The sequence below is a fragment of the Acinetobacter sp. YH12211 genome, from assembly GCF_013418015.1.
Classification (GTDB): Bacteria; Pseudomonadota; Gammaproteobacteria; order Pseudomonadales; family Moraxellaceae; genus Acinetobacter; species Acinetobacter towneri.
In genome coordinates, this window is the sequence record NZ_VPCW01000010.1 from 1 (window position 1) to 25,229 (window position 25,229).

The 25,229-nt window shown below is 41.8% G+C and carries 17 protein-coding genes and 2 pseudogenes; 8 read left to right on the top strand and 11 right to left on the bottom strand.

The features are described 5' to 3' along the window. Positions 1-239 (bottom strand): annotated as a pseudogene (locus tag FTU98_RS07050) (transposase); the annotation flags it as partial. Positions 240-340: 101 nt separating this feature from the next. On the opposite strand from FTU98_RS07050, the pseudogene FTU98_RS07060 reads away from it, so the two are divergent. The 4 genes and pseudogenes from FTU98_RS07060 to purL all read left to right on the top strand — a co-directional run. Further along, a pseudogene (locus FTU98_RS07060) lies at positions 341-3,160 on the top strand (ImcF-related family protein); the annotation flags it as partial. 37 nt (positions 3,161-3,197) lie between these two features. After that, positions 3,198-4,157, top strand: coding sequence for a type VI secretion system-associated protein TagF (gene tagF, locus FTU98_RS07065; protein ID WP_180050812.1), 960 nt, complete (start codon positions 3,198-3,200; stop codon positions 4,155-4,157). Positions 4,158-4,159: 2 nt separating this feature from the next. Beyond that, the gene (locus FTU98_RS07070; protein WP_154320504.1) at positions 4,160-4,927 is read left to right on the top strand and encodes an OmpA family protein; all 768 of its coding nucleotides are present in this window, start codon (positions 4,160-4,162) and stop codon (positions 4,925-4,927) included. A 331-nt stretch (positions 4,928-5,258) separates the two neighbouring features. Then, a complete protein-coding gene (purL, locus tag FTU98_RS07075; RefSeq protein WP_179988931.1) occupies positions 5,259-9,095 on the top strand; it encodes a phosphoribosylformylglycinamidine synthase in 3,837 nt (1,278 codons plus the stop codon). A 26-nt stretch (positions 9,096-9,121) separates the two neighbouring features. On the opposite strand, the gene FTU98_RS13945 is transcribed toward purL, so the two are convergent. Further along, on the bottom strand, positions 9,122-9,247 hold the full coding sequence (locus tag FTU98_RS13945) for a hypothetical protein (RefSeq protein ID WP_004972740.1): 126 nt from the start codon (positions 9,245-9,247) through the stop codon (positions 9,122-9,124). A gap of 57 nt (positions 9,248-9,304) precedes the next feature. On the opposite strand from FTU98_RS13945, the gene FTU98_RS07080 reads away from it, so the two are divergent. Next, positions 9,305-10,372 carry a 4-phosphoerythronate dehydrogenase gene (locus FTU98_RS07080; RefSeq protein WP_179997273.1) on the top strand — a complete coding sequence of 356 codons (1,068 nt, stop codon included), beginning with the start codon at positions 9,305-9,307 and terminating at the stop codon, positions 10,370-10,372. Beyond that, a complete protein-coding gene (gene epmA / locus FTU98_RS07085) occupies positions 10,369-11,349 on the top strand; it encodes an EF-P lysine aminoacylase EpmA (RefSeq protein WP_179997274.1) in 981 nt (326 codons plus the stop codon). The genes FTU98_RS07080 and epmA overlap by 4 nt, the downstream gene beginning before the upstream one ends. 170 nt (positions 11,350-11,519) lie before the next feature. Here epmA and FTU98_RS07090 read toward each other — a convergent pair whose 3' ends face one another. The 6 genes from FTU98_RS07090 to ahcY form a co-directional block, all read right to left on the bottom strand. Next, entirely contained in the window at positions 11,520-12,755 is a 1,236-nt protein-coding gene (locus tag FTU98_RS07090; protein ID WP_180050815.1) for a multifunctional CCA addition/repair protein, read from the bottom strand. 90 nt (positions 12,756-12,845) lie between these two features. Continuing rightward, complete coding sequence (locus FTU98_RS07095; RefSeq protein ID WP_004972754.1) at positions 12,846-15,125, bottom strand: NADP-dependent malic enzyme; 2,280 nt, start codon at positions 15,123-15,125, stop codon at positions 12,846-12,848. Between the two features lie 139 nt (positions 15,126-15,264). After that, on the bottom strand, positions 15,265-18,141 hold the full coding sequence (locus FTU98_RS07100) for an EAL domain-containing protein (RefSeq protein WP_180050818.1): 2,877 nt from the start codon (positions 18,139-18,141) through the stop codon (positions 15,265-15,267). A gap of 188 nt (positions 18,142-18,329) precedes the next feature. Further along, complete coding sequence (locus FTU98_RS07105) at positions 18,330-19,046, bottom strand: 16S rRNA (uracil(1498)-N(3))-methyltransferase (RefSeq protein WP_180050823.1); 717 nt, start codon at positions 19,044-19,046, stop codon at positions 18,330-18,332. 42 nt (positions 19,047-19,088) lie between these two features. Beyond that, the gene (metF, locus tag FTU98_RS07110; RefSeq protein ID WP_004972760.1) at positions 19,089-19,925 is read right to left on the bottom strand and encodes a methylenetetrahydrofolate reductase [NAD(P)H]; all 837 of its coding nucleotides are present in this window, start codon (positions 19,923-19,925) and stop codon (positions 19,089-19,091) included. A gap of 183 nt (positions 19,926-20,108) precedes the next feature. Continuing rightward, positions 20,109-21,491, bottom strand: a complete 1,383-nt coding sequence (gene ahcY, locus FTU98_RS07115; protein WP_004972762.1) for an adenosylhomocysteinase — start codon at positions 21,489-21,491, stop codon at positions 20,109-20,111. A gap of 220 nt (positions 21,492-21,711) precedes the next feature. On the opposite strand from ahcY, the gene FTU98_RS07120 reads away from it, so the two are divergent. Then, positions 21,712-22,218: a cysteine peptidase family C39 domain-containing protein gene (locus tag FTU98_RS07120; RefSeq protein WP_178319510.1), complete on the top strand. Its 507-nt coding sequence runs from the start codon at positions 21,712-21,714 to the stop codon at positions 22,216-22,218. A gap of 89 nt (positions 22,219-22,307) precedes the next feature. Here FTU98_RS07120 and FTU98_RS07125 read toward each other — a convergent pair whose 3' ends face one another. Further along, positions 22,308-22,820 carry a tetratricopeptide repeat protein gene (locus FTU98_RS07125; RefSeq protein WP_004972766.1) on the bottom strand — a complete coding sequence of 171 codons (513 nt, stop codon included), beginning with the start codon at positions 22,818-22,820 and terminating at the stop codon, positions 22,308-22,310. 205 nt (positions 22,821-23,025) lie between these two features. Between FTU98_RS07125 and FTU98_RS07130 the strand changes: the two genes are divergently transcribed. Continuing rightward, positions 23,026-23,286 (top strand): hypothetical protein, encoded by a 261-nt coding sequence (locus FTU98_RS07130; protein ID WP_004972768.1) that lies wholly within the window; start codon positions 23,026-23,028, stop codon positions 23,284-23,286. A gap of 77 nt (positions 23,287-23,363) precedes the next feature. On the opposite strand, the gene FTU98_RS07135 is transcribed toward FTU98_RS07130, so the two are convergent. Together FTU98_RS07135 and lipA are read right to left on the bottom strand one after the other, a co-directional pair. Beyond that, positions 23,364-23,750 (bottom strand): carboxymuconolactone decarboxylase family protein, encoded by a 387-nt coding sequence (locus tag FTU98_RS07135; protein WP_004972770.1) that lies wholly within the window; start codon positions 23,748-23,750, stop codon positions 23,364-23,366. A gap of 211 nt (positions 23,751-23,961) precedes the next feature. After that, positions 23,962-24,975: a lipoyl synthase gene (lipA, locus tag FTU98_RS07140; RefSeq protein ID WP_004972772.1), complete on the bottom strand. Its 1,014-nt coding sequence runs from the start codon at positions 24,973-24,975 to the stop codon at positions 23,962-23,964. Positions 24,976-25,229 lie beyond the last annotated feature (254 nt).

A 25,229-nucleotide genomic window follows, 5' to 3' on the forward strand; every position in this document is an offset into this window, starting at 1 on the left:
CGGTCTTCCGCTGTACCATCCGTCTTTTTCCTGAGTTCTGCTTCTATGGCATACAGTTTCTGAATCAGCACTAATGCCTGTTCAGCGACCTGACTTTTCCCGGTCACATGCAGTTCATGGAATTTACGACGTGCATGGGCCATGCAGCCCACCTCAATGACCTGGCCTGATTTGAAGCGTGCTTTATAACCACTGTAATCATCACAGACTAGATAGCCCTGCCAGCCTTTCAAGAACTCTGTCAACGGCAATTTAAAACTGACCCCTTTGATCTCGTATTAAGTTTCAACCTGTGGCTGAATCCCTATTCTTTTTTTATCCTTCAAACGATAACTCTCACCCGATGGAATTTAAAACTTTAAAGCCAGCATTAAAAAGTTTTATTGGTACTTTATTTGAAGATAATCCGTATCAATTCCAACCTGTTTTTCGAGGTTTTTATTTTACCAGTGCTTTACAGGAATGCAGCATCGAAAGCCCGATGACAGAAAGTATTGCACAAGAATTTCAACTGCAGCAGCTTGCAAGCCCTTTTCAGGACGAAGAAAAAAGTTCGATTGCCCCAAATCATGGTTATTTTTTACAAGGTTTGTTTTCCAATGTGATTTTGCGTGATCAACATTTGGTGAAACAACATATTAATCCTGCGAAAAAACGTCAGCGATATATGGCGTTTACTGCTGCATTACTTGGTGTTGGATTGTTGCTCAGTGTTTGGGTGTGGTCATATCGTCATAACCAACAACTCATTGCCGATGTTCAGGCAGACTTAGATCAAGTTATACGACTGGAAAAAACTTTTGGACAGGTTTTATCCACACAACTCGAAAGCTTATTAATTTTACAAGCACGTCTGCAACAGTTGGATGGGTTTTCCGAACAACGTCCACTTAAGTTCAGTTTTGGCTTATATCAGGGCAAGAAGTTACGCGAACAGCTCAAAGTTGAATATCTAAAAGGCGTTCAGCAGATTGTATTGTTGCCAACCCAGCAAAATATCGCGCAATACTTACAGCGTGTCCAACAAGATGCGGCAACACTCAAAGCGCATCATATACATGCAAAAACGCAGCAAGTTGCGAAAACTCAACCATATTTAGAGCCTTCCGTGCAAAATCCGCAAGATGCTTATAATGCGTTAAAGGCTTATTTAATGCTGACGAATCCTGAATATCGGGAGAGCAGTCATTTAAGTGATCAGATTTCACGTTTTTGGCGCACTTGGTTGGATGCCCATCGTGGAGAAATGCCACGTACGGACATGATTCAGCAGGCAGAAAAAATCCTGTCTTATGCCATGACACTCGCTCATCAGGACGATTTTCCTGTACTGGAAAGCGATGCACAAATGGTCGATCAAACTCGTCAAGTGCTGTTGTCGGTCATTCAGGGAATGCCTGCACGAGATCGGGTATATAACGAAATAAAAATGCGTGCAGCAGTACGTTTTCCTGCACTTACGGTCAGTCAAATTGTGGGGGAGCAACACAGTCGCATTGTTTTAGGCAGTCATGCTTTGCCTGGTATTTTTACGCAGCAGGCGTGGAATGAATATGTCGAACAAGCCATTGATCAGGTAGCCAATCAGCCAACGGACAGCAAAGATTGGGTGCTCAATAGTCATCAGTCGGATGATCTAACTTTTTCAGGAAGTCCTGAACAAATCCGTAAACAATTGCTGAGCTTGTATCAGCAAGAATATGTGAGTGAATGGAAGAAATTTCTAAATGGCATCCATTATGCAAAAACAGATCAGTTCAATCAGCAAGTGAAACAGCTTGATCTGTTGGGAGAGCCGCAAAACTCGCCAATTCGTAAGTTATTGTAACGTATTGCAGTGGAAACCAATTGGGATAATCCAATTGTGCAAGCTGAACTTGCTGTGCCTGAACAAGGATTTATGGCGTGGTTTAAAGACAAAGTGCTGCGTCAGTCTAATGACAAAGCTGCAGCACAGGCGACCCTAAAAGCGCAAGGTGCGATTTCCCAAGAATACCAAATGTTTTATCAATTGCTGCGTAAACGTGATGATTTACAGGATCAATCTCTGTTTGATGTGTATATGAACAACCTTGCACAGGTACGCAGCAAGTTAAATGATCTCCAAACGGCAGGGGAAATTGGACCAAGTGCAATGGCATTGTTCAAACAAACCATCCATGATCAAAACTCGGTCTTTAATACAACGCAAAAATATGTCGATGAAAAAATGATGGTGGGTTTAAAAGAGGCTGACCAACAATTATTACAAAAACTGTTGATGACACCGCTAACTCAATCTTTTGCAAGTTTAATTGTACCGACACAAGATGAAATTAATAAATTATGGCGTATTCAAGCCTATCAACCGTTTGCAACACATTTAGGTCAGAAATATCCATTTCATTCAGGGGGGACTTTACAGGCAACCAGTCAGGAAATGGGACAAATTTTTGGTGAAACAGGAAGTATTGCTGGCTTTGTCAAAGACACTTTAGATCCGTTGTTGATTCGTCGTGGTTATGTCTTAACTTCAAAAACATGGAAAGATTTAGGCTTAAATTTAAATCCTCAGTTTGTGATGGCATTTCCGCAATATGTTGCGCCAATTCATGGTATGGCAACAGGACGTTTAGATCAGCCTGCAACATCTGCTGTTTCAAATCAATCCAATTTCCAATTTTATCCATTACAGCACCCACAATTTTTATCGTATAGCATCGATATTGATGGTAAGCGAATTCAGTTTGAAAATGGAATTCAACAATGGGTCAACTTTGTGTGGCCCAATCCAGGCGCAATTCCCGGCGTGCGTATTAGTGCACTCGATTTAAAAGGTCAGTCGCATACTATTTTTGAAGCACCGGGCGAATATGGCATTAACCGTTTAATTGATGCTGCACAGCGCAAAGAGCAAAACGGTCACTTTGAAATGACTTGGGTCAGTAAAACGGAACCATCTTTATCTTTAAAAGTGAATTTCCGACTCATTAGCGGACATAGCTCGGGCAATATTGGTTCAAGTCGTGGTTATGTGGGGTTGCAGTTGGTCGATCAAGTCACCACGACCAAAGCACTTCTTGTGGTTGCTGCACAAACGACAGCAATGAGTCCCGCACAAACAGCGGCTACGCAGTCTAAAACTACAATGTCTGCACAAGTGGGAGGCGTTCCGCAATGATCAAGAGAAATAACACTTGGCAAAAGGCGTGGTGGGTATGCAAGCAGTAAAAACCGTACCTTTATATTATGGAAAAATACCTGCCCGTGGTGATTTTATAAAGTCTAAAGGGCAATCGGAACTCATTCAGCAGCTCGATCAGTGGATTAGTAATGCAATGGAACATGCCATGCAGAGCGCAGATTTTAAACAGCGTTATGCAACTTTGCCTGCTTTAGATTTTTTGATTGCCCATCCAGCAGAACCAATGTTTTTAGCTGTTAATTTAAAGGCGAGCCAAGATAGCTCGGGGCGGGCATTTCCAATGCTACTGGGTCAGTTGTTTGAGGTCGGAAATCCCAGTCAAAATTTGTTATTTGCGCCATTTTCTTACAAAGCTATTTGGACTGATTTATTGCAACGCAATCAGGTCTTAAGCAATATCTGTGATCCCAATATGTCATTTGAACTGTTGAATCAATTGCCGAATAGGGTTCAACTTTTGAGTGCAGAAGAATACCAAGACTTTTATGAAAAACACAGCACGCATTCATTGGCACAATTAATGAAAATCAGTGTCAATGACTTGGCTCAGAGTATGATTGGGTTGGGACTTTTACTGCAACCCGTCCTCAAAAATGGCACTCGTCGTTTAAACAAAGTGATGATTTTACCGCTGAATCATCCGCGATATTGCTTTGAAATCGCAGCATTTTGGATGGGCATGATCGGGCGGTTTTTAGGCGCGCATCATACTGAAATTTTGCTGGGGATACTACATTTTGAGGCACCCATTTTGATCATTGATTTTCAGGGGGCTGATGTCATGACGCTGCGCGATCTATTTATTCAAAATATGCAGGGTGAACATTGGGTTTCTTTAATTCAAGCCACTTGGATTGATGCTTATTTAGAACAAAATGCAGGTCTTGCAACATTGGAACAATTACTTTGTCAGCGGCAGTTAAATCTTAACCAAGCCTTGAAGCTGTTTAGGCAAACTTTTTTAGATAAATAAATATGAAAAATAATCAAAAACGTATTCGCGTAAGTCTACTTATTGGCTTGTGTTTTTTAGTCCAAAGTCATTTGATCTATGCAGCGCCCATTGTTATAGAAGGTGTGGTGCCAAACGAAGCAAGTAAACAAGCCATTTTGGCGAAAATGCAAGCTGTGTATGGTGAATCGCAGGTGTTAGATAAAATTCAAGTCCGTGCAGTTGCTGCACCGAATGGTTGGGATGATTCAGTCACTCGTATGATTACAGCAGAGTTAAAAAAGATTTCTCAAGGGCAGTTACGTGTGAAAGGGACTCAAGTTGATTTGAAAGGAAAAGTGAATGCTGCTCATCAAATTCAAGCCACGACAGCAAATTTTCAGGCTTTGGTACAGCAGCCTTATCGTTTGAACACACAGCTTTCGGGGAGTCAGTATGAACAAAAAATGCTGGATGCTGCGCTCAAAAACAGGATTGTTGAGTTTGAATCGGGCAGTGCAATTTTGACTGACGTAGGGCAAAAAATTCTGGATGAAATGGCTGTGGCATTGAAGCAAGTTGGCACCAAAAAAGTGAAAATTGTTGGACATACAGACAGTTCGGGCGATGCGCATAAAAATATAGTGTTAAGCCAATCACGTGCAGGCGCGGTAAAAAATTATTTGATCGATAAAGGTATTGCGATAACGCATTTAAGCACCGAAGGTCAAGGTTCTAATCAGCCTGTCGCAGACAATACAACGCCACAAGGACGTAAGAAAAATCGACGTATTGAATTTGAGGTGCTTTGATTAGTTGATATTGAGCAAGGCGGAAGTTGAGCGTCATGTCCTGATCTTTAGAGCATCTGTGTGTAAACAGATGGCATAGAAAATAAAAACAGCATCAATCATTCAGTAATTTCCACAGTGAGAGTGCTTTGTGCAATTTAAAGCACGAATCTTGAATACATTGATCTGAAATAGAGGCTTTAAATCAACATTCGGAAGTTTTACTGCCGAAACGCGCCAAGAAAACCATTTTCCATCTAGCTGATTATGGCATTTCACAGTAGAATATGCGCTCTCTTCAAGTCACATTGTGGCATGGTCCAAAAGATCAGCCCGTGGAGCCAAAATCAGCATGTTTATCGTTGCCGGTGCACCTGCACATTCATCTTTTAAGAAAACTCAACTCTTAAACCGTTTAGCGTCAATGAGTTCTGTTCAATCTTTCGATAGCCAATGGGTTTATTTATTTGACCAAGCGCTCGACGAGCAACAACAGCAATCTGCTTTACAGCTTTTAAACGATGGTGCATCTTTTGAATTACGCCAAGCTGCAAGTGATGAAGTTCAAATTTTAGTGACACCACGTGTGGGCACAATTTCTCCTTGGTCATCAAAAGCAACCGATATTTTTGCCAACTGTAATACGCCTGTACACCGCCTAGAACGCGGTGTTTTGTTTACCTTAAAAGGTATTACAGACGTTTCAAACGAAGTAAAACAAGTATTGCATGACCGCATGACCGAAAGTGTGTTTAACCACATTAACGATGCTGCAGCGTTATTTGTTGAAACTGAACCAAAACCTTTAAATAGCATTGATATTTTGGGTGAAGGCAAAGCGGCATTGGTAAAAGCCAACAGTGAGTTTGGTTTTGCCTTGTCTGATGAAGAAATTGATTATTTAACCGAAGCATTTATCAAGTTAGGCCGTAATCCGCATGACATTGAATTGATGATGTTTGCACAAGCCAACTCTGAGCACTGCCGTCACAAAATCTTTGGTTCTGAATGGACAATTGATGGCGAAGTACAGCCATTGTCATTGTTCCAAATGATCAAAAATACTTATAAAGAATCACCAACAGACGTATTGTCGGCTTACAAAGACAACGCTTCGGTGATTGTTGGTTTTGATACGCAGCGTTTCTATCCGAAAAAAGATGCTGCAACAGGTCACTACGTTTATAAATATAAGAGCCAAGCTGCCCACATTCTTATGAAAGTGGAAACACACAACCACCCAACTGCAATTGCACCATTTGCAGGTGCTGCGACAGGTTCGGGTGGTGAAATCCGTGATGAAGGCGCGACAGGTCGTGGTGGTAAACCAAAAGCAGGTTTAACAGGCTTTACAGTATCGAATTTAAATATTCCTGGTTTTGAACAGCCTTGGGAAGAAAACTATGGCAAGCCTTCACGTATGGCATCGCCATTACAAATTATGATTGAAGGCCCATTGGGCGGTGCAGCGTTTAACAACGAATTTGGTCGTCCTGCGTTAAATGGTTACTTCCGTACTTTCGAGCAAAACGTGAATGGTGAAGTAAAAGGCTTCCATAAACCAATCATGATTGCAGGTGGTTACGGCAACATTCGTCCAGACCATGTCGAAAAAGACCCAATTCAGCCAGGCGATTTATTAATCGTTTTAGGCGGCCCTGCGATGTTGATCGGTTTAGGCGGTGGCGCTGCATCTTCTGTAGATAGCGGAACCATGGGTGAAAATCTTGACTTCGCTTCAGTACAACGTGAAAACCCAGAAATGGAACGCCGTTGCCAAGAAGTGATTGATACATGCTGGCGTTTGGAAGATGCTAACCCAATCGTATCAGTGCATGACGTGGGTGCAGGTGGTATTTCGAACGCAATGCCTGAGTTGGTGAATGATCACGAACTAGGTGCTGTACTTGATTTGCGTAAGATTCCATCTTTAGAACCAGGCATGTCACCAATGGAAATTTGGTCAAACGAAGCGCAAGAGCGTTATGTATTGGCCATCCGTCCAAGTTCTTTAGAATTATTTGAATCAATCTGTGCGCGTGAGCGTTGTCCGTTTGCAGTATTGGGTGAAGCGACAGAAGCGCGTCATTTAACGGTTGAAGATCCACTGTTCAATAACAAAGCTGTAGATATGCCAATGCAGGTCTTGTTAGGTGGTACGCCACGCATGAGCCGTTCTTATGAAAGCATTGAGCGTCAAGGTGATGATTTTGATGCAGCTCAAGTTACTGATCTGAAAGATGCGATTTACCGTGTCATCAAGAATCCAACTGTTGCGTCCAAATCATTCCTAATCACGATTGGTGACCGTTCAATTACAGGTATGGTTGCACGTGATCAGTTGGTTGGCCCATGGCAGGTGCCTGTTGCAGATGCAGCAGTAACCACTACCAGCTTGCAAGGCTTTACAGGTGAAGCAATGGCGATGGGTGAACGTCCACCTGTAGCTTTATTAAACCCTGCAGCATCTGCGCGTTTGGCAGTGGCAGAATCTATTTCCAATATCATGTCAGCCAAAATTGACCAGATCAGCGACATTAAATTATCTGCAAACTGGATGGCAGCAGCAGGTCAAAAAGGCGAAGACCAAGCTTTGTTTGAAGGTGTAAAAGCCATTGGTATGGAAATGTGTCCTGCGCTAGGAATTGCAATTCCAGTAGGTAAAGACTCATTGTCTATGCGTACCACTTGGAATGACGAAGGTGTTGATAAATCTGTAACTTCACCAATGTCAGGTGTAATTACTGCATTTGCACCAGTGACCGATGTACGTAAAACACTAACCCCTGAATTGAAAAATACCGATTCAGTATTGGTACGTATTGACTTGTCTAAAGGTCAGTTCCGTTTAGGCGGTTCAATTTTAGCGCAAGTGTATAAAGCTATTGGTTCAGTAACACCAGATGTCGATAACTTTGACGAATTCAAAGCATTCTTTGCTTTGGTACAAGACTGGAATAACCGTGGCTTGATTCAAGCTTATCACGACATTGGTGATGGTGGTTTATTGGCAACTGTAACAGAAATGATGTTCGCTTCACGTTTAGGTGTGGCGTTAGAAGATCAATCTGTTGCGGCATTGTTTGCTGAAGAAATTGGTGCAGTACTACAAATCTCTAAAGCAGACTGGGCTAACTTAGCTGCTGAAGTTGCTGCATCTACTTTGAAAGATGCGATTTCGGTAGTCGGTACAGTTAATAGCACAGACCAACTTGCTGTAAATGGCTTGGTGCTTGAACGTGCCGATTTGCAAGCGGCTTGGAGTGAAGTATCACACCAAATCCAGCGTTTACGTGACAACTCAGAAACTGCTGATCAAGAATTTGCTTTGATCACAGACAAAAACCACAAAGGCTTAATTGCTCAACCGACATTTGACTTAAATGAGCCAGTTGAAGCGCCATACATCAACACACGTCGTCCTAACATGGTGATTTTACGTGAACAAGGCGTAAACGGTCATGTAGAAATGGCGGCAGCATTTGACAAAGTCGGCTTTAACACCGTTGACGTACACATGAGTGACTTGCTTGCAGGGCGTGTCGATTTAGACGACTTTGAAGGCTTAGTGGCGTGTGGTGGTTTCTCTTACGGTGACGTATTAGGTGCTGGCGGTGGCTGGGCGAAGTCAGTCTTGTTCAACCCGAAATTACGCGACCAGTTTGAGAAATTCTTTAACCGTCAAGAAACGTTCTCACTGGGTATCTGTAACGGTTGTCAAATGTTGTCACAATTAGCACCACTCATTCCAGGTGCAGAAGCGTGGCCACGTTTCCATCGCAATACTTCAGAAGTGTTTGAAGCGCGTAGCGTTAACGTCCGTGTGGAAAAATCAAACTCTGTATTATTGCAAGATATGGAAGGCTCGATTTTACCAATCGCAGTGGCACATGGTGAAGGTCGCGTCGTTGCACCAGAAGCTAATTTGGCAGCCTTGAACGCAGGCAACCAAGTGATTTTACGTTATGTCGATAGCCACGGAAATGCGACTCAACATTATCCAATGAACCCGAATGGTTCGCCAGAAGGTATTTCAGGCGTAACTTCAAAAGATGGTCGTGCAACAATTATGATGCCGCACCCTGAACGTAATTTCCGTGCGCTTCAACATTCTTGGAAACCTGAAGAATGGACTGAAGATGGTGCATGGTTACGTATGTTCCGCAATGCGCGTAAATTTATTGGTTAAGATTTAACTCGCTTAATCTATAGCAGTCAGCCACCTTCGGGTGGCTGATTTTTTTGCTGTGAATATGCAACTTTTATATAGACGTGCATGTTTCCACCTAAATGAATCGTCGGCTTGCTGTTCAACAATTCTGCATTAATCTCAACAATCATAGTCATCCTAGACAACTCAAGCTATCATAAACAAGCAAACACACATGGGATGGCGTTATGAAAATCATTGCAGATGAAAATCTGGCATATACCGATTATTTCTTTGCAGATTTGGCAGAAATAGAGCACAAGGCTGGACGCTGTCTAACGCATCAAGATGTGCAAGATGCTGATGCGCTGCTAGTTCGTTCCGTCACCCAAGTGAATGCAGCATTGATTCAACAGACCGCGCTTCAATTTATTGGCAGCGCGACCATTGGCACAGACCACCTTGATATCCCAGCCATCGAGCAGCAGGGCATTGCATGGTCAAATGCGGCAGGTTGTAATGCGCAGGCGGTGAGTGAGTATGTGATTACCGCATTGCTTCATCTCGAGCCTGAATTACTACATGCCAATCAAAACTTTAAACTTGGCATTATTGGACTGGGCAATGTCGGCTCGCGCTTGGTCAAAATGGCACAATTATTAGGTTGGGATGTCATCGCATACGATCCATTTGTGCAGTTGCCCAATGTGCAGCAATGTGACTTAGATGCACTATTACAACAGGCAGATGCAATTTCCATTCATGTGCCATTAACAGAAACTGGTGAACATCCTACTCATCATTTAATTAATGCAGCGCGTTTGGCATGTATGAAGCCTCAAGCCATTCTGATTAATTCAGCGCGTGGGCCAGTGGTAGAAGAAGCGGCTTTAATGCAGGATATTCAACATACTCAGCGTTTAGTGGTATTAGATGTTTTTGAATATGAACCTGAAATCTCTGCAGAATTATTGGACTTACTTGCTTTAGCAACCCCGCATATTGCAGGGTATAGTCTAGAAGGCAAGGCACGTGGCACACAAATGATTTATCAGGCTTTTTGTGAAAAGTTTGGTTTAGATGCAACAAAACAATTTGAAACTCAATTGCCAAGCTGTACGCAATACTTCCAAACACAAGATTTGAAAAATAGTCTGCATGCACATTTAAGCCAAATTTATGACATTGCACAGGATGATGCCAATTTACGTGCCTGTGTCAAAGCGGGCAAAGTTGAGCAGCAGGCTTTTGATCATTTAAGAAAAACCTATCCTCTGCGTCGTGAATGGGCAGCGCACGGAGGCCCGCACGCATGAGTTCAAATCTGCAATATCAGCCAACTTGCAACTTAAACAGTATGCGTGCACGTGCGCAATTGTATGCACAGATACGCCAGTTTTTTGCTGAACGTGAGGTACTTGAAGTTGAAACGCCAATTTTGTCACAGGCAGGAGTGACAGATGTGCATTTGGCTTCAGTGCAAGCACAGCGCCATGTGCAGGGCAAATTGCATACGCACTATTTACAGACCTCACCTGAATTTGCCATGAAGCGTTTATTGGCCAGTGGTAGTGGTGCTATTTATCAAATTTGCAAAGTCTTTCGTGATGATGAGCATGGACGTAAACACAACAGCGAATTTACCATGTTGGAATGGTATCGTCCCGAATTTAGCCTGAAAGAGCTCATGTTTGAGGTGACTGATTTACTCAATCTGACGTTAAAACAACGCTTTGGCGAAGTACGTCCAACCGTGTTGAGCTATAAACATGCATTTATGGATCGTTTGGATTTAAATCCTTTACAGGCAAATTTGCAACAATTGAAAGACTGCTGTCATCGTGTGGGTTTGAATCTGGATTTGGGGGATGACCGTCTAGGCTACATCGACCTGTTGTTTTCACATTTTGTAGAACCAAGTTTGGGCTTTGATGCTCCTGTGTTTTTAACTGATTTTCCGCCTGAATTGGCATCTTTGGCTAAAACCAGAACAGATGATGATGGGGAATTGGTCGCAGCCCGTTTTGAGCTATATATCGAAGGTTTAGAGCTTGCCAATGCCTATGATGAATTGATTGATGCTACTGTGCTGCGTTCTCGTTTTGAAGCCGATAATGCAGAACGCGCACAACTTGGTTTACATGTGATGCCAATTGATGAATATTTATTGGCTGCGTTGCCGAACATGCCTGAATGTTCAGGTATCGCCTTGGGCATAGATCGCTTATTGATGATTGCAACTGAGCAGATGCGTTTAGAGCAAGTGATTAGCTTTCCTGCGCAGCTTGCCTAAAAGCAAAAGACAGTTTCTTATTTCAAGAAGGATTTATTTGAGCTAAAAAGCCGTAGCTTCTATATTTTAGAAGATTACGGCTTTTCGATCAGAAATTTAGGCTGACTTAAATAGGTTAAAGGGGATAGATCAAAGAACGCATGTAATGATGTTCTATAGATTTAAATAGCCTAAGTAGTAGCAGCCAAGTGACGTGCCTTTAATTGTTCAATCGCTTTAATACGTCGTTCAATCAGCATTTCACCAATATCGGGGCCTTGGACATCGGCAGGTAAGTCTTGCGCCTTAATGCTGCGTACCACTTGAATCGCTTCCAAAATATAGCTCGCTTGCGGATAGTCACGATCTTCCAAACCTAAACGCCCACGAGAGTCACATTCACAGGCTTGTACAAAGGCTTCTACACGCTCAGGACGACGCAAGACATCCAAACGCTGTAATAAGCGCCATAACGTGCCAGGCTTTAAGCTCAATGCTTGGTGGCATTTTAAATGCTCTTTACATACAGCAAGTGCAAGTTGTTTGGTATTGGTCGGTACGCGCAGGCGTTCACACACTTCCGTTACAGGTCGAATCCCACGTTCTTCATGCATAATGTGCCGTGGTAATTCATCGGCAGGGGTCAAGGCCTTGCCTAAATCATGCAATAACACTGCAAAGCGTACATCGAGTGAGTAATTGGCACGACAGGCTTGTTGTAGTGACATCATGGTGTGCACACCACTGTCAATTTCAGGGTGATATTCAGGACGCTGTGGAATACCGAATAAAGCATCTAATTCAGGAAATAAAACTTTTAAAGCACCACAGGCACGCAATGTTTCAAAATAAACATCGGCACGTGCTTCCATTAAGGCACGTGAAGTTTCTTTCCATACGCGTTCAGGTGTCAGCGCATGTAACTCACCAGATTCTGCCAACTCTTGCATTAATAACAAGGTTTCAGGTGCAACCACAAAGCCTAAAGCATGATAACGTGCCGCAAAACGAGCAATACGCAGCACCCGTAACGGGTCTTCTACAAAAGCATTGGAAACATGGCGCAGCACTTTATTGCACAGATCTTGCTGTCCACCGTAAGGGTCGTAGACATTGCCATCACTATCCATTGCCATGGCGTTAATGGTTAAATCACGACGGATTAAATCTTCTTCTAAGGTCACGCTTGGGTCGGTATGAAATTCAAAACCGTGATAACCGTGTCCAGATTTGCGCTCAGTGCGAGCAAGTGCATATTCATCTTTGGTTTCAGGATGAAGAAAAACAGGGAAGTCTTTGCCCACAGGTTGAAAGCCTTGAGCCAAAAGTTGTTCGGGCGTTGCGCCAACGACAACATAATCTTTTTCGTGATAGGGATGCCCGAGTAAGTGATCTCGAACTGCACCGCCTACTAAATAAACTTGCATGAAAAAACCTCTATTCTTCAAGCAATCATGCTACAGAATAGAGGTTTTCTCAAGTCTATAATTCTGAGTCAGTCACTCAGAAATATAGGTTTATGCTTTAACTTGTGCTGTTTGTTGAATTTCAGCAACAGTGAGGGCAGTCATATTCACAACACGACGTGTCGTTGCAGTCGGAGTCAAAATATGTACAGGTTTTGCTGCACCTAACAAGATAGGGCCAATCGTAACATTGTTACCTGAAGTCGATTTCAACAAGTTAAATGAAATATTGGCAGCATCTAAGTTCGGCATAATCAACAAGTTTGCAGAACCTTTGAAGCGTGAGTTCGGGAAAGCAAAATGACGGATATTTTCGTCTAATGCTGCATCACCGTGCATTTCACCTTCAACTTCAAGCTCAGGTGCAATCTCACTCAAGATTTCAAAGACTTTACGCATTTTTTGTGCGCTAGAGTCTTGTTGGTCAGAACCAAAACTTGAGTGAGAAAGTAGAGCAACGCGTGGTGTCATACCAAAACGGCGTACTTCTTCAGCCGCTAAAAGTGTCATTTCAGCCAACTGTTCAGCAGTTGGGTTTGTGTTGACATAAGTATCGGCAATGAACAAGTTGCGATCTTCAAGCATCAATGCGTTAAGGGTAAAGAAGTTAGTACGACCTTCTTTTAGACCAATCACATTTTTTACGAAATCAAGGTGAATGTCGTAGCTTGAATAAGTACCACATAACATACCATCGGCTAAACCATGCTTCACTAACATTGCTGCAATGAGGGTAGAGCGACGACGTGCTTCACGCTGCGCGTATTCAGGTGTAACGCCTTTACGCTGCATGATGGTGTAGTAATCATCTGCAAATTTTTCGTAGTTCGGGTTGTTTTCCTGGTCTACTATTTCCATATTCACGCCATGTTCAAGACGTAAACCTAACTTTTTGATGTTCGCTTCAATCACTGAGGTACGACCTACAAGGATTGGTTTAGCCAAGCCTTCATCCACTGCAATTTGTACTGCACGAAGTACGCGTAAGTCTTCACCTTCTGCATAAGCAATACGCTTAGGGTCAGTTTTTGCTTGAGCAAAAATAGGCTTCATCATAAATGCCGAGTTATATACAAACTCAGACAAACGCTGACGGTATGCAGAGAAGTCTTGAATTGGACGACTTGCTACACCTGAATCCATTGCCGCTTGAGCAACTGCAGGTGCAATTTCAAGAATTAAACGCTGATCAAGTGGACGTGGAATTAAATAGTCACGACCGAATGATGCAGATTTTTCACCATAAGTCGCAGCATCTGCTTCAATGTGTGCCATGCGTGCAATTGCGTGTACACAAGCAATTTTCATTTCTTCGTTGATGGTAGTTGCGCCAACGTCTAATGCACCACGGAAAATATACGGGAAGCAAAGTGCGTTGTTAACTTGGTTCGGATAATCCGAACGACCTGTTGCCATAATCACATCTGGACGTACTTCATGCGCATGTTCAGGTAAGATTTCTGGATCTGGGTTAGCCAAAGCAAAGATAATTGGATTTTCAGCCATTTCTTTGACCATAGCTTTGGTCAAGATACCCGCTGCAGAAAGACCAAGGAACATATCCGCACCGCTAATTACATCAGCAAGTTGCGTTCCTTCAATGTCTTGCATATAGCGTTTTTTCGAGTCATCCAAACCTTCACGTTTGGTGGTGATTAGACCGCGCGAATCTGCAACAATGATATTTTCTTTTTTCGCGCCCAATGCACACAACAGGTCTAAACAAGACAGTGCGGCTGCACCTGCACCTGAAGCAACGATTTTGATTTCTTCAATCTTCTTGCCGTTAAGTAACAAGGCATTGAGTAGGGCAGAACCTACAATGATTGACGTACCGTGTTGGTCATCGTGGAACACAGGAATATTCATGCGTTCACGAAGTTTTTGCTCAATGTAGAAACATTCTGGTGCCTTGATGTCTTCAAGGTTAATACCACCAAAAGTTGGTTCTAATGCTGCAACAATATCTACAATTTTGTCTGGATCATTTTCAGCAATTTCGATGTCAAATACATCGACACCAGCAAACTTTTTAAAGAGTACGCCTTTACCTTCCATCACAGGTTTAGACGCCAAAGGACCGATATTACCTAAACCTAATACTGCTGTACCGTTACTAACGACAGCAACCAAGTTACCGCGAGCGGTATAAAGTGCAGCTGTTGAAGGATCACGTTCAATCTCTAAACATGGTGCTGCGACACCTGGTGAGTAAGCGAGCGCTAAGTCACGTTGGTTGACCAGCTGCTTACTTGGAGTAACGCTGATTTTTCCTGGTGTTGGAAATTCGTGATAGTAAAGTGCCTGCTGTTTTAATGATTGATCGTCCATCTGAATCTCGTGTGTGACAAGTTGGCCAGCGATGCTGGTGGTTTTTTTATGAATCTTATCGAATATACCATTACTTGCCCCCTTAGCACAGACGTCACTGTTTATTTTTAGAACAAACTTAGAGCTTTTGGGTCTAGTTTCAGATTAAGGAGCGATAAGCGCGCGATACTAAATTGGCTTTTAGAAATTGGGTCGCTTCACTTTCAGGCAAAGGCCTAGAGAATAAATACCCCTGCGCAATATCACAATTTAAATTCTGCAAATATTGCAGTTGTTGCTCAGTTTCAATCCCTTCAGCCACCACACTCATGCCCATGGCTTTGCCCATAGCAATCATGGCACTAACAATGGCTTCTTGTTTGGTATTCCCAATTTTAGAAACAAAGCTACGGTCTATTTTTAAACTGTCAATTGGGAAGTCTGTTAAGTAAGAAAGTGAAGAATAGCCTGTACCAAAATCATCTAAGGCGATATGAATATCACGTTGTTTAATTTCATCTAATAAAGACTTCACGGTTGTGGAGTTTTCCACTAAAGAGGATTCGGTAATTTCTAATTCTAAGCTTGCACCTGAAATTTGATAGGTATTAATCGCATCATCTAAATCTTGCAGCAATTGACCACGTTGCAGTTGTTGTGCAACTACATTAACCGATACTTGGATATGATCAAAACCTAACAGATTCCATTCACGAATTTGCTTGGCAGTTTGTTGAATTACAACCCGACCAATATCGGAAATTAAACTGGTTTGTTCCGCAATAGGAATAAATAGGTTCGGTGGAATAATGCCTTTGGTTGGATGTTTCCAGCGCACCAATGCTTCAAACCCAACTACCTGATAATTATGGAAATCAATTTTAGGTTGATAATATACAATTAATTCATCATTTTTAATGGCTTGGCGTAATTCACGCTCTAAATGCACATCTTGTTCTAGCAGTTTGGTGTTGTCTAAAGCGTAATATTTAACGGTATTACCACCCAAACGCTTGGCTTCAGACAAGGCTTGTTCTGCACAATTATTCAGATAATCCAGCTGGCGTCCATGTTCAGGATAGAGGGAAACCCCCATCGACAGGGTAATAATATGTTCTTGTCCCTGCACATTAAACGGCAAATTAAAGGCTTTGGTGATGCGTTCACAGTGCTGCTGTATAGAAGGGCGAATATGAGAAATTTCATACACAATTGCAAAATCATCGCCATTTAAGTGCGCGACAAACAGCGCTTCGGCATTGGTGATGCGTAAACGCTGCGCCACTTGACGGAGTAATTCATCGCCACCATTATTGCTTAAATATTCATTTAAAGGTCTGAAACGGTCAATATTGAGTCGAATGACCGCCAATTGCTGCAATGAATCTTGCTGCGAAATAAGATATTGATGTAGTTGATAATTATAGTAAAAGCGATTAGGCAAGTCGGTCAGTGGGTCGTAATTTTCTAAATAGGATAGACGCTGTTCTTGTAGTTTATGTTCGGTTAAATCAGACACAATCCCAATATAATTAATAATGCGGTTTTGCTCATCGGTGACGGCATTGATATGCACACGAACTGCGAGTTCTTTACCAGAGCGGAATCTTGTATTCATTTCAGCATCATATTTACCTGTGCTGAGCAATTGTTGAAGAATTTCTTCTTGCGTAATGCGTTGATGTGCTTTGTGGGACTCGACCAAATCAAACAGATATTTGCCTAAAATATGGTCGCGTTTAAATCCGCTCATTTGAGCATAGAATGGGTTGGCTTCAATATAACGTAAGTTTTCATCTAAAATAAAAATACCTTCGGCTGCCTGTTCAAGTACGCTGGCAGTGAGTTTTAAGCGCTCTTGTCCAATTCGTTCTTGGTGAATGTCACGGCGAATCCCCACCATGCGCAAAGGTTTATTGGTGACAGGATCACGCTCAATCACCCGACCAATATCATGCACCCAATACCATTGACCTGAACTATGTTGTACGCGATATGTGGCTTGATAGCGTTCAGTTAGACCCCGTAAATGTTGTTTCATGGTTTGGTGAAAGTGCGGAATATCATCAGGGTGAATCAGTTGCTGTAATTTATTCCGATGCTGTTTGGTATTCTCTAAACGAGTTTGCTGTGCGCCACCACCAAAGACAATACTGCGTTGCCGTATATTCCAGTCCCATGCTTTTAGACCTGCGGCTTCATGCGCTAAAATTAAACTATGTTGTTGATTGATTAAATCTTGGTGCGTTTGTTCTAAGTCAAAGGTACGTTCTCTTACTTTTTGTTCTAGCATTTGATTGTTAAATTGCAGTTGAAGTTCAATATCTTTGGACTTGTTCATTTCAACTTGTAATTGTTGGCAGAGTTGATCTGTCCAGCCGACTTGTTGCTCTGCGGCTTTTTTGAATTGGTCGTTCTTAAAATAGACGCTCGATAAACGACGATGCATGTGCATTGAAGTATTGGCACAAATCAGTAAGGTAATTAAGGCAAAATTTGTCGCGAGAAAAAAGAAAGCGGAAGTTTCGGAGTGAACTAAAAACTGTGCGGCAATATAGGGTGTAATCACTGGAATGAATACCCAGCAAAAATAACTCAAGCGCTGCGTTAAAAAGGTGAGGGCAAAGGTTTGACTCACAATAATTAATAAGGTCGCTAAAATAATCGCTTCATAGTTGCTCAGTTCAGGGTTTTGCTGAGGTAAAAAGTAATACAGTAAACTTACCCCAACCGCGATTGCTGTTCCGATCAAGAAACACACCAATTTTAACCAACGATGTGCTTGTTGGAGTTGATATTGTCCCGCTTTAAAGTGAACTGCTGTGAGCAGTAAACACGAACCAATGGTCAGTTCAGTGAGAATAAACCAGATATTGAGGTAGGGTGATGAATGTGAGAAAGAAATTTGATAAATAAAAAACACATACAGGCAAACAATCAGGATGCTGACCAAAAAGAATCGAATAAGCCGAATGGTATTGGTGATTTGCGCAGCATCTAAGTATTGCTGCAACAATTCATCTTGAGCGTCTGACATACTTCCCCAAAATCTAGTTAAATGATTCCAACATTTATATTTTCTTAAATAACATCACGTTCATGCATAAAATATTGCTGTTTTGTGTTTAAATTTTATGCAAATTTTTTAATATATTGTTCGAGATTAATCCTGTACTTTATAAATTGCAATGTTATTGGCAATCGATTTCTGTAAAAACGGATAAATTACTCAGCCAAGCGATAATTTAAGAGAGCTAAAGCAACCACAGGGGCGGTTTCAGTGCGTAATACCCGAGAGCCAATACACCAGTTTTGAAAGCCAACGGCATTGGCAGCACTAATTTCTGCTTCGCTTAAACCACCTTCAGGCCCAATTAATAAAGCTAAATCTTTACTGGCATTGTTTAGTACATCTACTTGATCTTTATTCGGTGCTAACACTAGTTTGGTGGCAGGAAGGTCGCTATTCAGCCAGTCCTCTAAACGTAGTGGGGCTAAAATTTTCGGTACGATATTCATGCCACATTGTTCACAGGCTGCAATGGCAATGCTTTGCCAATGATCTAATTTTTTTTGATCGCGGTCATATTTTAAGCGCATTTCACAGCGTTCAGAGGTGAGCAACTGAATGTTAGTCACGCCAAGCTCTACCGCTTTTTGAATCGCATAATCCATACGATCGCCTTTGCTCATTACTTGTCCTAATAAGGCGCTAAAGCTTGGGATGCGATTGTCTGGATTAAAACTTTTAATCTGCACTTGCGCTGTTTTTTTGGTAACTTCAACCAGTTCCACTTCATATTCACCACCTTGCCCATTGAACAAGGTGGCGGTTTCACCGACTTGTGCGCGTAGTACTTTCACCCAGTGATGAAATACTGTTTCAGTCAGTTCAACTTGCGTATCTACTGCTAATTCAGCCTCAATATAAAAACGGGGCATAGGGATTACTCGTTCAAGTCAATAAAATATGAAAAATACAGCTTAAGCCAAACCAAGATCTGTCACTAATTGACGAGTCGGTTCGGTGTTGTTCATGGTGTAAAAATGCAAACTTGGTGCACCACCAGCAATCAGGCGTTCGCACAGTTTAATAATCACTTCATGACCAAAGGCTTTGATTGAAGCTGTGTCATCACCATAGGTTGCTAATTGCTTACGAATCCAGCGTGGAATTTCTGCACCTGTACCATCTGCAAAGCGAATTAAATTGCTGGCATTGGTAATCGGCATAATGCCAGGCGCAACAGGAATATTCACACCTTGCTTTTGAATACGTTCTACAAAGTAAAAGTACGCATCTGGATTAAAAAAGAACTGGGTGATGGCAGCATTGGCACCAGCATTTACTTTGGTGACAAAGTTTTTAATGTCTTGATCAAAGTGGTCTGCTTGTGGATGCATTTCAGGATAAGCCGCAACTTCAATGTGAAAATGATCACCTGAATGTTCACGAATAAAACGCACCAAGTCAGACGCATACGGCAATTCGCCTAAACCAACTTGACCTGAAGGTAAATCACCACGCAAAGCCACAATGCGGTCAATGCCTTGTGCTTTATAAATATCAAGCAATTCAGCAATACGCGCTTTGTCATCACCAATACAAGACAGGTGCGGCGCTACAGGTGTGCCTTTGCCATTGAAGTCGCTAATGGTCGATAAAGTACGTTCACGAGTAGAACCACCTGCACCATAAGTGATAGAAAAAAACTCTGGATTTAAAAGTTGTAATTCTTGATGCACAACTTTGAGTTTTTCTGCACCTACATCGGTTTTAGATGGGAAAAATTCAAATGAAATAGGAACTTGTTTGGTCATGATTAAATCCTTGTTATAAATACTTATTTATATTTTTTCACCTCTCCTAAATCCTCTCTTGCGCTGGGTTTAAAAGCAGTGCTTTAAACTTGCTCAGGAGAGGACTTACCCTCGAATACATTCATTAAACAATGAATCATTCCCTCTCCCTATGAGAGAGGGTTAGGGAGAAGGATTAAAAACTTAGTATTTATAAGCATCCGATTTAAACGGACCTTCAACAGCTACACCTAAGTAGTCCGCTTGTACTTGAGTCAATTGTGTTAATACACCACCAAAACCAGCAACCATTGCAGCAGCAACTTCTTCGTCTAGTTTTTTCGGTAAGATTTCAACACGAATTGCCGCTTGTTTTTGATCGGCAGGAAGATCGGCAAATTTCTCTGCAAATAAGTGCATTTGTGCCAATACTTGGTTAGCAAATGAACCATCCATAATACGTGATGGGTGACCTGTTGCGTTACCCAAGTTCACTAAACGACCTTCAGAAAGCAAGATTAAATAATCGTTTTCGTTTTCTGAACGATACACTTGGTGTACTTGTGGCTTCACTTCAACCCACTTATAACCACGTAAGTAGTTGGTGTCGATTTCAGTATCGAAGTGACCAATGTTGCATACAACAGCGCCTGCTTTAAGTGTATCTAGCATTGCTGCGTCACACACGTGATAGTTACCTGTTGTAGTCACAATCAAGTCAGTATTTTCTAAAAGCTCTAGGTTGACGTCTGCTTTATTGCCTGTTTGTACGCCATTCTTGTACGGAGATACAACTTCGTAACCATCCATACATGCTTGCATTGCACAAATTGGGTCAATTTCAGAAACACGAACAATCATGCCTTCTTGACGTAAAGATTGTGCAGAACCTTTACCTACATCACCATAACCAATAACCAATGCACGACGACCAGACAATAACATGTCTGTACCACGTTTAATCGCATCGTTGAGTGAGTGACGGCAACCGTATTTATTGTCGTTTTTAGATTTAGTCACAGAGTCGTTGACGTTAATTGCAGGCACTTTTAAAGAACCATCTTTCCACATTTCAATTAGACGTTGTACGCCCGTAGTGGTTTCTTCAGTAATGCCGTGAATGCGCTCTAATAATGCAGGATATTTCTCGTGAACAAGTGCAGTTAAGTCACCGCCATCGTCCAAAATCATGTTGGCATCCCATGGTGTGCCATTTACATTAATTTGTTGTTCAAGACACCATACATATTCTTCTTCAGTTTCGCCTTTCCAAGCAAAAACAGGCACACCTGAAGCAGCAATTGCTGCAGCAGCGTGGTCTTGAGTAGAGAAAATGTTACAAGAAGTCCAACGAACTTCTGCGCCCAATTCAACTAGCGTTTCAATTAAAACAGCAGTTTGAATGGTCATGTGGATACAGCCGAGAATTTTCGCGCCTGCAAGAGGTTTTGCAGCTGAGTAGCGCTTACGCAAACCCATAAGGGCTGGCATTTCTGCTTCTGCAAGTTTGATTTCTTTACGACCAAAATCAGCTAGTGTGATATCGGCAACTTTATAATCTGTAAATGAAGCATTAACCGCGTTCATCACGATCTCCTTATAAAAAACAATTGATCATTCAGTTCGCGGATGCCGTTTCTTGCATAGCAAACGCGTTGCTATGCTGGTCGAGCCTGGCGATTTTACATTTCGTGCCTGTAAAACGTCGCAGCATCCCTCGACTAGCGCGATATTGTACTTGGAAATTGATTCAGTTCCAATCATGTTTTGTTTATTATCACTACAAACATATTTTTGAGATTGAATGATGGCTTTAGAGCTTCCTCAAGAGTTGGCAAATTTAGAAGCCAACGGCGGGATTTACGCAGTGTGGATGTTGCTACGACACTTAGGAATTGATGCCGATATTCAACAATTGATTGAAGTGTGTGGTTATACGCCAGAGCAGGGCACAACCACAATTGGTTTGGCTGTTGGACTGAAAAAGTTTGGCTTTAATGTGCAGTTTTATACTGACCCTGACCCAGATTTACAAGATGCAGAAAAGTTAAGTTATGCCGAAGCTGAACAGCTTAAATTGCCTGTATTGGCGGCAATCGGCTATCAGCAAATTCAGCACGCATTTGATGAAAATAAATTTGTAATTGTCTACTACGACACTTTAGAAGGCGTGGGCAATCACTCATTGCTATATTCTATTGATGATGCTGAAATTTGTTTCTTTGACAGTTTTGAGCCGATGCCTGCGGCTGTGTTTGAACAACAGCGTCAGCAAGAGGGCATTTGCAGACAAGTAATTGTGGTCGAAGTCTAAGTGTTATTCAAAGTCTAAGCTTTATTCAATGACGATTCAAGTCATGCAAAAATTGTCTAGCCCATCAATTGATTGGCTAGACAAATAAATTACTCCGCTGCATCGGCTTTTTGTGTCCAATATTCAGCTTTATTTTCGTCAGCATCTACACCCAAAGCATTTGCATAAATAAAAGCAAGGTCACGCATGGCTTGTACTTCGCCCAATTCTGCTGCTTGCTGTACCAATGCCACAGAGCGAGCGACATCTTGTTCAACCACATCACCACGACGGTAGTAGCCTGCCAACTCTAAAATAGCGGCAGGGTGTTGTGCATCACTGGCTTTTTTGAGCCAGACAAAAGCATCTTCAAAATGTTGTTTAGCATCTTCAGGGTCATCTTCTAGAACATCTTTGGCATATACGGTATAGCCTTCACCAAGCCAATACATGGCTTCGATATGTCCGTTTGCGGCAGCTTTGAGCGCCCATTGTTCGGCAAGTTCAATATCTTCATTAAAATCGCTTTGCATATACAGCACCGCCATTTCAAATTGGGCATCGGCTTGTCCTGCAATGGCGCGGTTCATTAGCGCAGGGGAGATTGAAACAGATTCTGACATAATGTCATCCAGCAAAATTACAACATAAGATTGTGCGATAGCCTAAAAGGTCTGCTGGGAAAAAGCCATCTTCGGTGTGATTTTTTTAAAAAATTAGGGTTAATTGATCATGCGTTTATGCAGACAATAACAAAAAATCACTTGAGCCATATCGTCAAGTTTCAATATGCTGAATGTTAAACATGGTCATAATGAGAACAATAAGATGGCAAATTTTTTAACTGCTGAACAAGCAAAAGTTTATTCAGATCATGCCAAGCTAGATATTGAATTATATAAGCAGCGTTTGGCGTCTTTAATCGAAGAGAATGCCAAGCAGGGCAATACCGCAGTTTTTACTGTGCTGCCAAAACATTTACCTTTAGAAGATATTCGAAATTTATCGGCACAGCTGACTGATTTGGGTTATCAGGTGCGCTTTGAGTTAAATGAGTTCTTTTATAGCTTTAATGTGTATTGGATTTAAAACTCAACTCTACCGACATTTCACCAAATAGTTTTAGTGAAATGTCGAGCGTTTATATTTTTTGATTTAGATTGCGTTTAAGTATTTGCAGTATGTTCTGCCAAAACTTCCAACGCTGCGCGAAAAGCTTCCTGAGTTGCAGGTGCGCCACAATAAGGCAAGCTGTGTAACAAGACTTCCTGAATTTCTTCGACACTTGCCCCGTTATTTAGCGCACCACGAATATGTCCTTTAAGCTCTGTCGGGCTTTTTAAAGCAGTTAAAAAGGCGATAGTAATTAAGGAACGATATTTGCGTGGTAACACACCTTCACGTTGCCAAGTTGAACCCCATGCATGTTCATTAATCCAGTCCTGCAAAGGTTGGGTAAATGGTACAGTGTTGTCCTGTGCGCGTTTTACAAAGCTTTCGCCCATGACTTCAGTGCGAACTTTTAAGCCATTGTCATAGTCTTGTTGTGACATTTTACTATCCCTGTTTTATTGTTTGAGCTCGGTGTATAGATTAAGTGCATAGATTAACAATTTATGGCGATGACACCATGCGCACTTGGTCGTAGACCATCAAAAAATATTCACATCTATCTATTTTTAATATATCCACAAGGTATAAAAAACCCCGAACATAAAGTCGGGGCTGTTTTAGCTTTATCGCAAATTTTGAAATAAGCGAGTGTTAAGCTTCAATGGTTTGCACGCTAATTTTTTTAGCAGGGTCGGCTTTACGACGTACTGTTGGTACAGGTTCACCATAATATTGACGGTCTGCAAAATAACTTGAACGTACCATTGGCGCAGCCCAAATATTTTTAAAACCTAACTTTTGACCATGCGCTGTATAACGCTCAAATTCTTCAGGTGTTACAAAGCGGTCAATTGGCGCATGTTCTTTAGATGGCTGTAAATATTGACCAATGGTCACATAATCTACATCGTGCGCTTTAAGATCATCTAACAGTGCAATAACTTCTTCTTCAGATTCTCCAATACCTACCATCAAACCGCATTTGGTTGGAATATCTGGGCAATATTCTTTAAACATTTTCAGCAAGTTCAAAGAGTGCTGATAGTCTGAACCCGGACGCATGGCTTTATATAAGCGTGGCACAGTTTCAATGTTGTGGTTAAAAACATCTGGCGGACATTCGGTCATAATGCGTAGTGCAATATCCATACGACCACGGAAGTCTGGCACCAAAATTTCTAACAACGTATTTGGGCTTAAAGAGCGGGCTTCTTTAATACAATCGACAAAATGTTGTGCACCACCATCTAACAAGTCATCACGGTCTACAGAGGTGATCACGGCATATTTTAAGCATAAGTTGGCAATGGTTTCTGCCATGTGACGAGGTTCTTCAGGATCTAGTGCATTTGGACGACCATGCGCAACATCACAGAACGGGCAGCGACGGGTACAAATATCACCCATGATCATAAAGGTTGCTGTACCACCACCAAAGCATTCTGGAAGGTTTGGACAAGCGGCTTCTTCACAAACGGTGTGCAATTTTTGCTGACGCAAAGTGGTTTTAATACGTTGAACTTCTTCTGGTGCCGTCATTTTGACCCGAATCCAGTCAGGTTTACGAGGCGTTTCAACCGTAGGAACAACTTTTACAGGAATACGTGCGACTTTTTCAGCACCACGAAGTTTGACACCCTGTTCTGGTTTACGGTTTGCAGACATATTCAACTTTTCCACTGTTTTTGAAAGGGGAGAGATTTAGTGTAGGCTAGATTTTACGTGAAATAGAGTCTGATTAAACCGAATCTAAGTGCAAAAGTAAAATGTCACCTTAACTTCATCATAAGACGGTTATTATAACGAAATTGTGCTTAAATTGGGTAAAAACGATATTCATATAAAAAATGTGGTTATCACGTAATATATGCACAGTAAATACAGAAAATTCAAAAGATTTACGTCATAATATAGCCCAT

Bases quoted from the DNA above. Each gene is read 5' to 3' on its own strand.
- tagF (WP_180050812.1), top strand. From the start codon at position 3,198: ATGCAAGCAGTAAAAACCGTACCTTTATATTATGGAAAAATACCTGCC.
- FTU98_RS07070 (WP_154320504.1), top strand. From the start codon at position 4,160: ATGAAAAATAATCAAAAACGTATTCGCGTAAGTCTACTTATTGGCTTG.
- purL (WP_179988931.1), top strand. From the start codon at position 5,259: ATGTTTATCGTTGCCGGTGCACCTGCACATTCATCTTTTAAGAAAACT.
- FTU98_RS13945 (WP_004972740.1), bottom strand. From the start codon at position 9,247: ATGATTGTTGAGATTAATGCAGAATTGTTGAACAGCAAGCCGACGATT.
- FTU98_RS07080 (WP_179997273.1), top strand. From the start codon at position 9,305: ATGAAAATCATTGCAGATGAAAATCTGGCATATACCGATTATTTCTTT.
- epmA (WP_179997274.1), top strand. From the start codon at position 10,369: ATGAGTTCAAATCTGCAATATCAGCCAACTTGCAACTTAAACAGTATG.
- FTU98_RS07090 (WP_180050815.1), bottom strand. From the start codon at position 12,755: ATGCAAGTTTATTTAGTAGGCGGTGCAGTTCGAGATCACTTACTCGGG.
- FTU98_RS07095 (WP_004972754.1), bottom strand. From the start codon at position 15,125: ATGGACGATCAATCATTAAAACAGCAGGCACTTTACTATCACGAATTT.
- FTU98_RS07100 (WP_180050818.1), bottom strand. From the start codon at position 18,141: ATGTCAGACGCTCAAGATGAATTGTTGCAGCAATACTTAGATGCTGCG.
- FTU98_RS07105 (WP_180050823.1), bottom strand. From the start codon at position 19,046: ATGCCCCGTTTTTATATTGAGGCTGAATTAGCAGTAGATACGCAAGTT.
- metF (WP_004972760.1), bottom strand. From the start codon at position 19,925: ATGACCAAACAAGTTCCTATTTCATTTGAATTTTTCCCATCTAAAACC.
- ahcY (WP_004972762.1), bottom strand. From the start codon at position 21,491: ATGAACGCGGTTAATGCTTCATTTACAGATTATAAAGTTGCCGATATC.
- FTU98_RS07120 (WP_178319510.1), top strand. From the start codon at position 21,712: ATGGCTTTAGAGCTTCCTCAAGAGTTGGCAAATTTAGAAGCCAACGGC.
- FTU98_RS07125 (WP_004972766.1), bottom strand. From the start codon at position 22,820: ATGTCAGAATCTGTTTCAATCTCCCCTGCGCTAATGAACCGCGCCATT.
- FTU98_RS07130 (WP_004972768.1), top strand. From the start codon at position 23,026: ATGGCAAATTTTTTAACTGCTGAACAAGCAAAAGTTTATTCAGATCAT.
- FTU98_RS07135 (WP_004972770.1), bottom strand. From the start codon at position 23,750: ATGTCACAACAAGACTATGACAATGGCTTAAAAGTTCGCACTGAAGTC.
- lipA (WP_004972772.1), bottom strand. From the start codon at position 24,975: ATGTCTGCAAACCGTAAACCAGAACAGGGTGTCAAACTTCGTGGTGCT.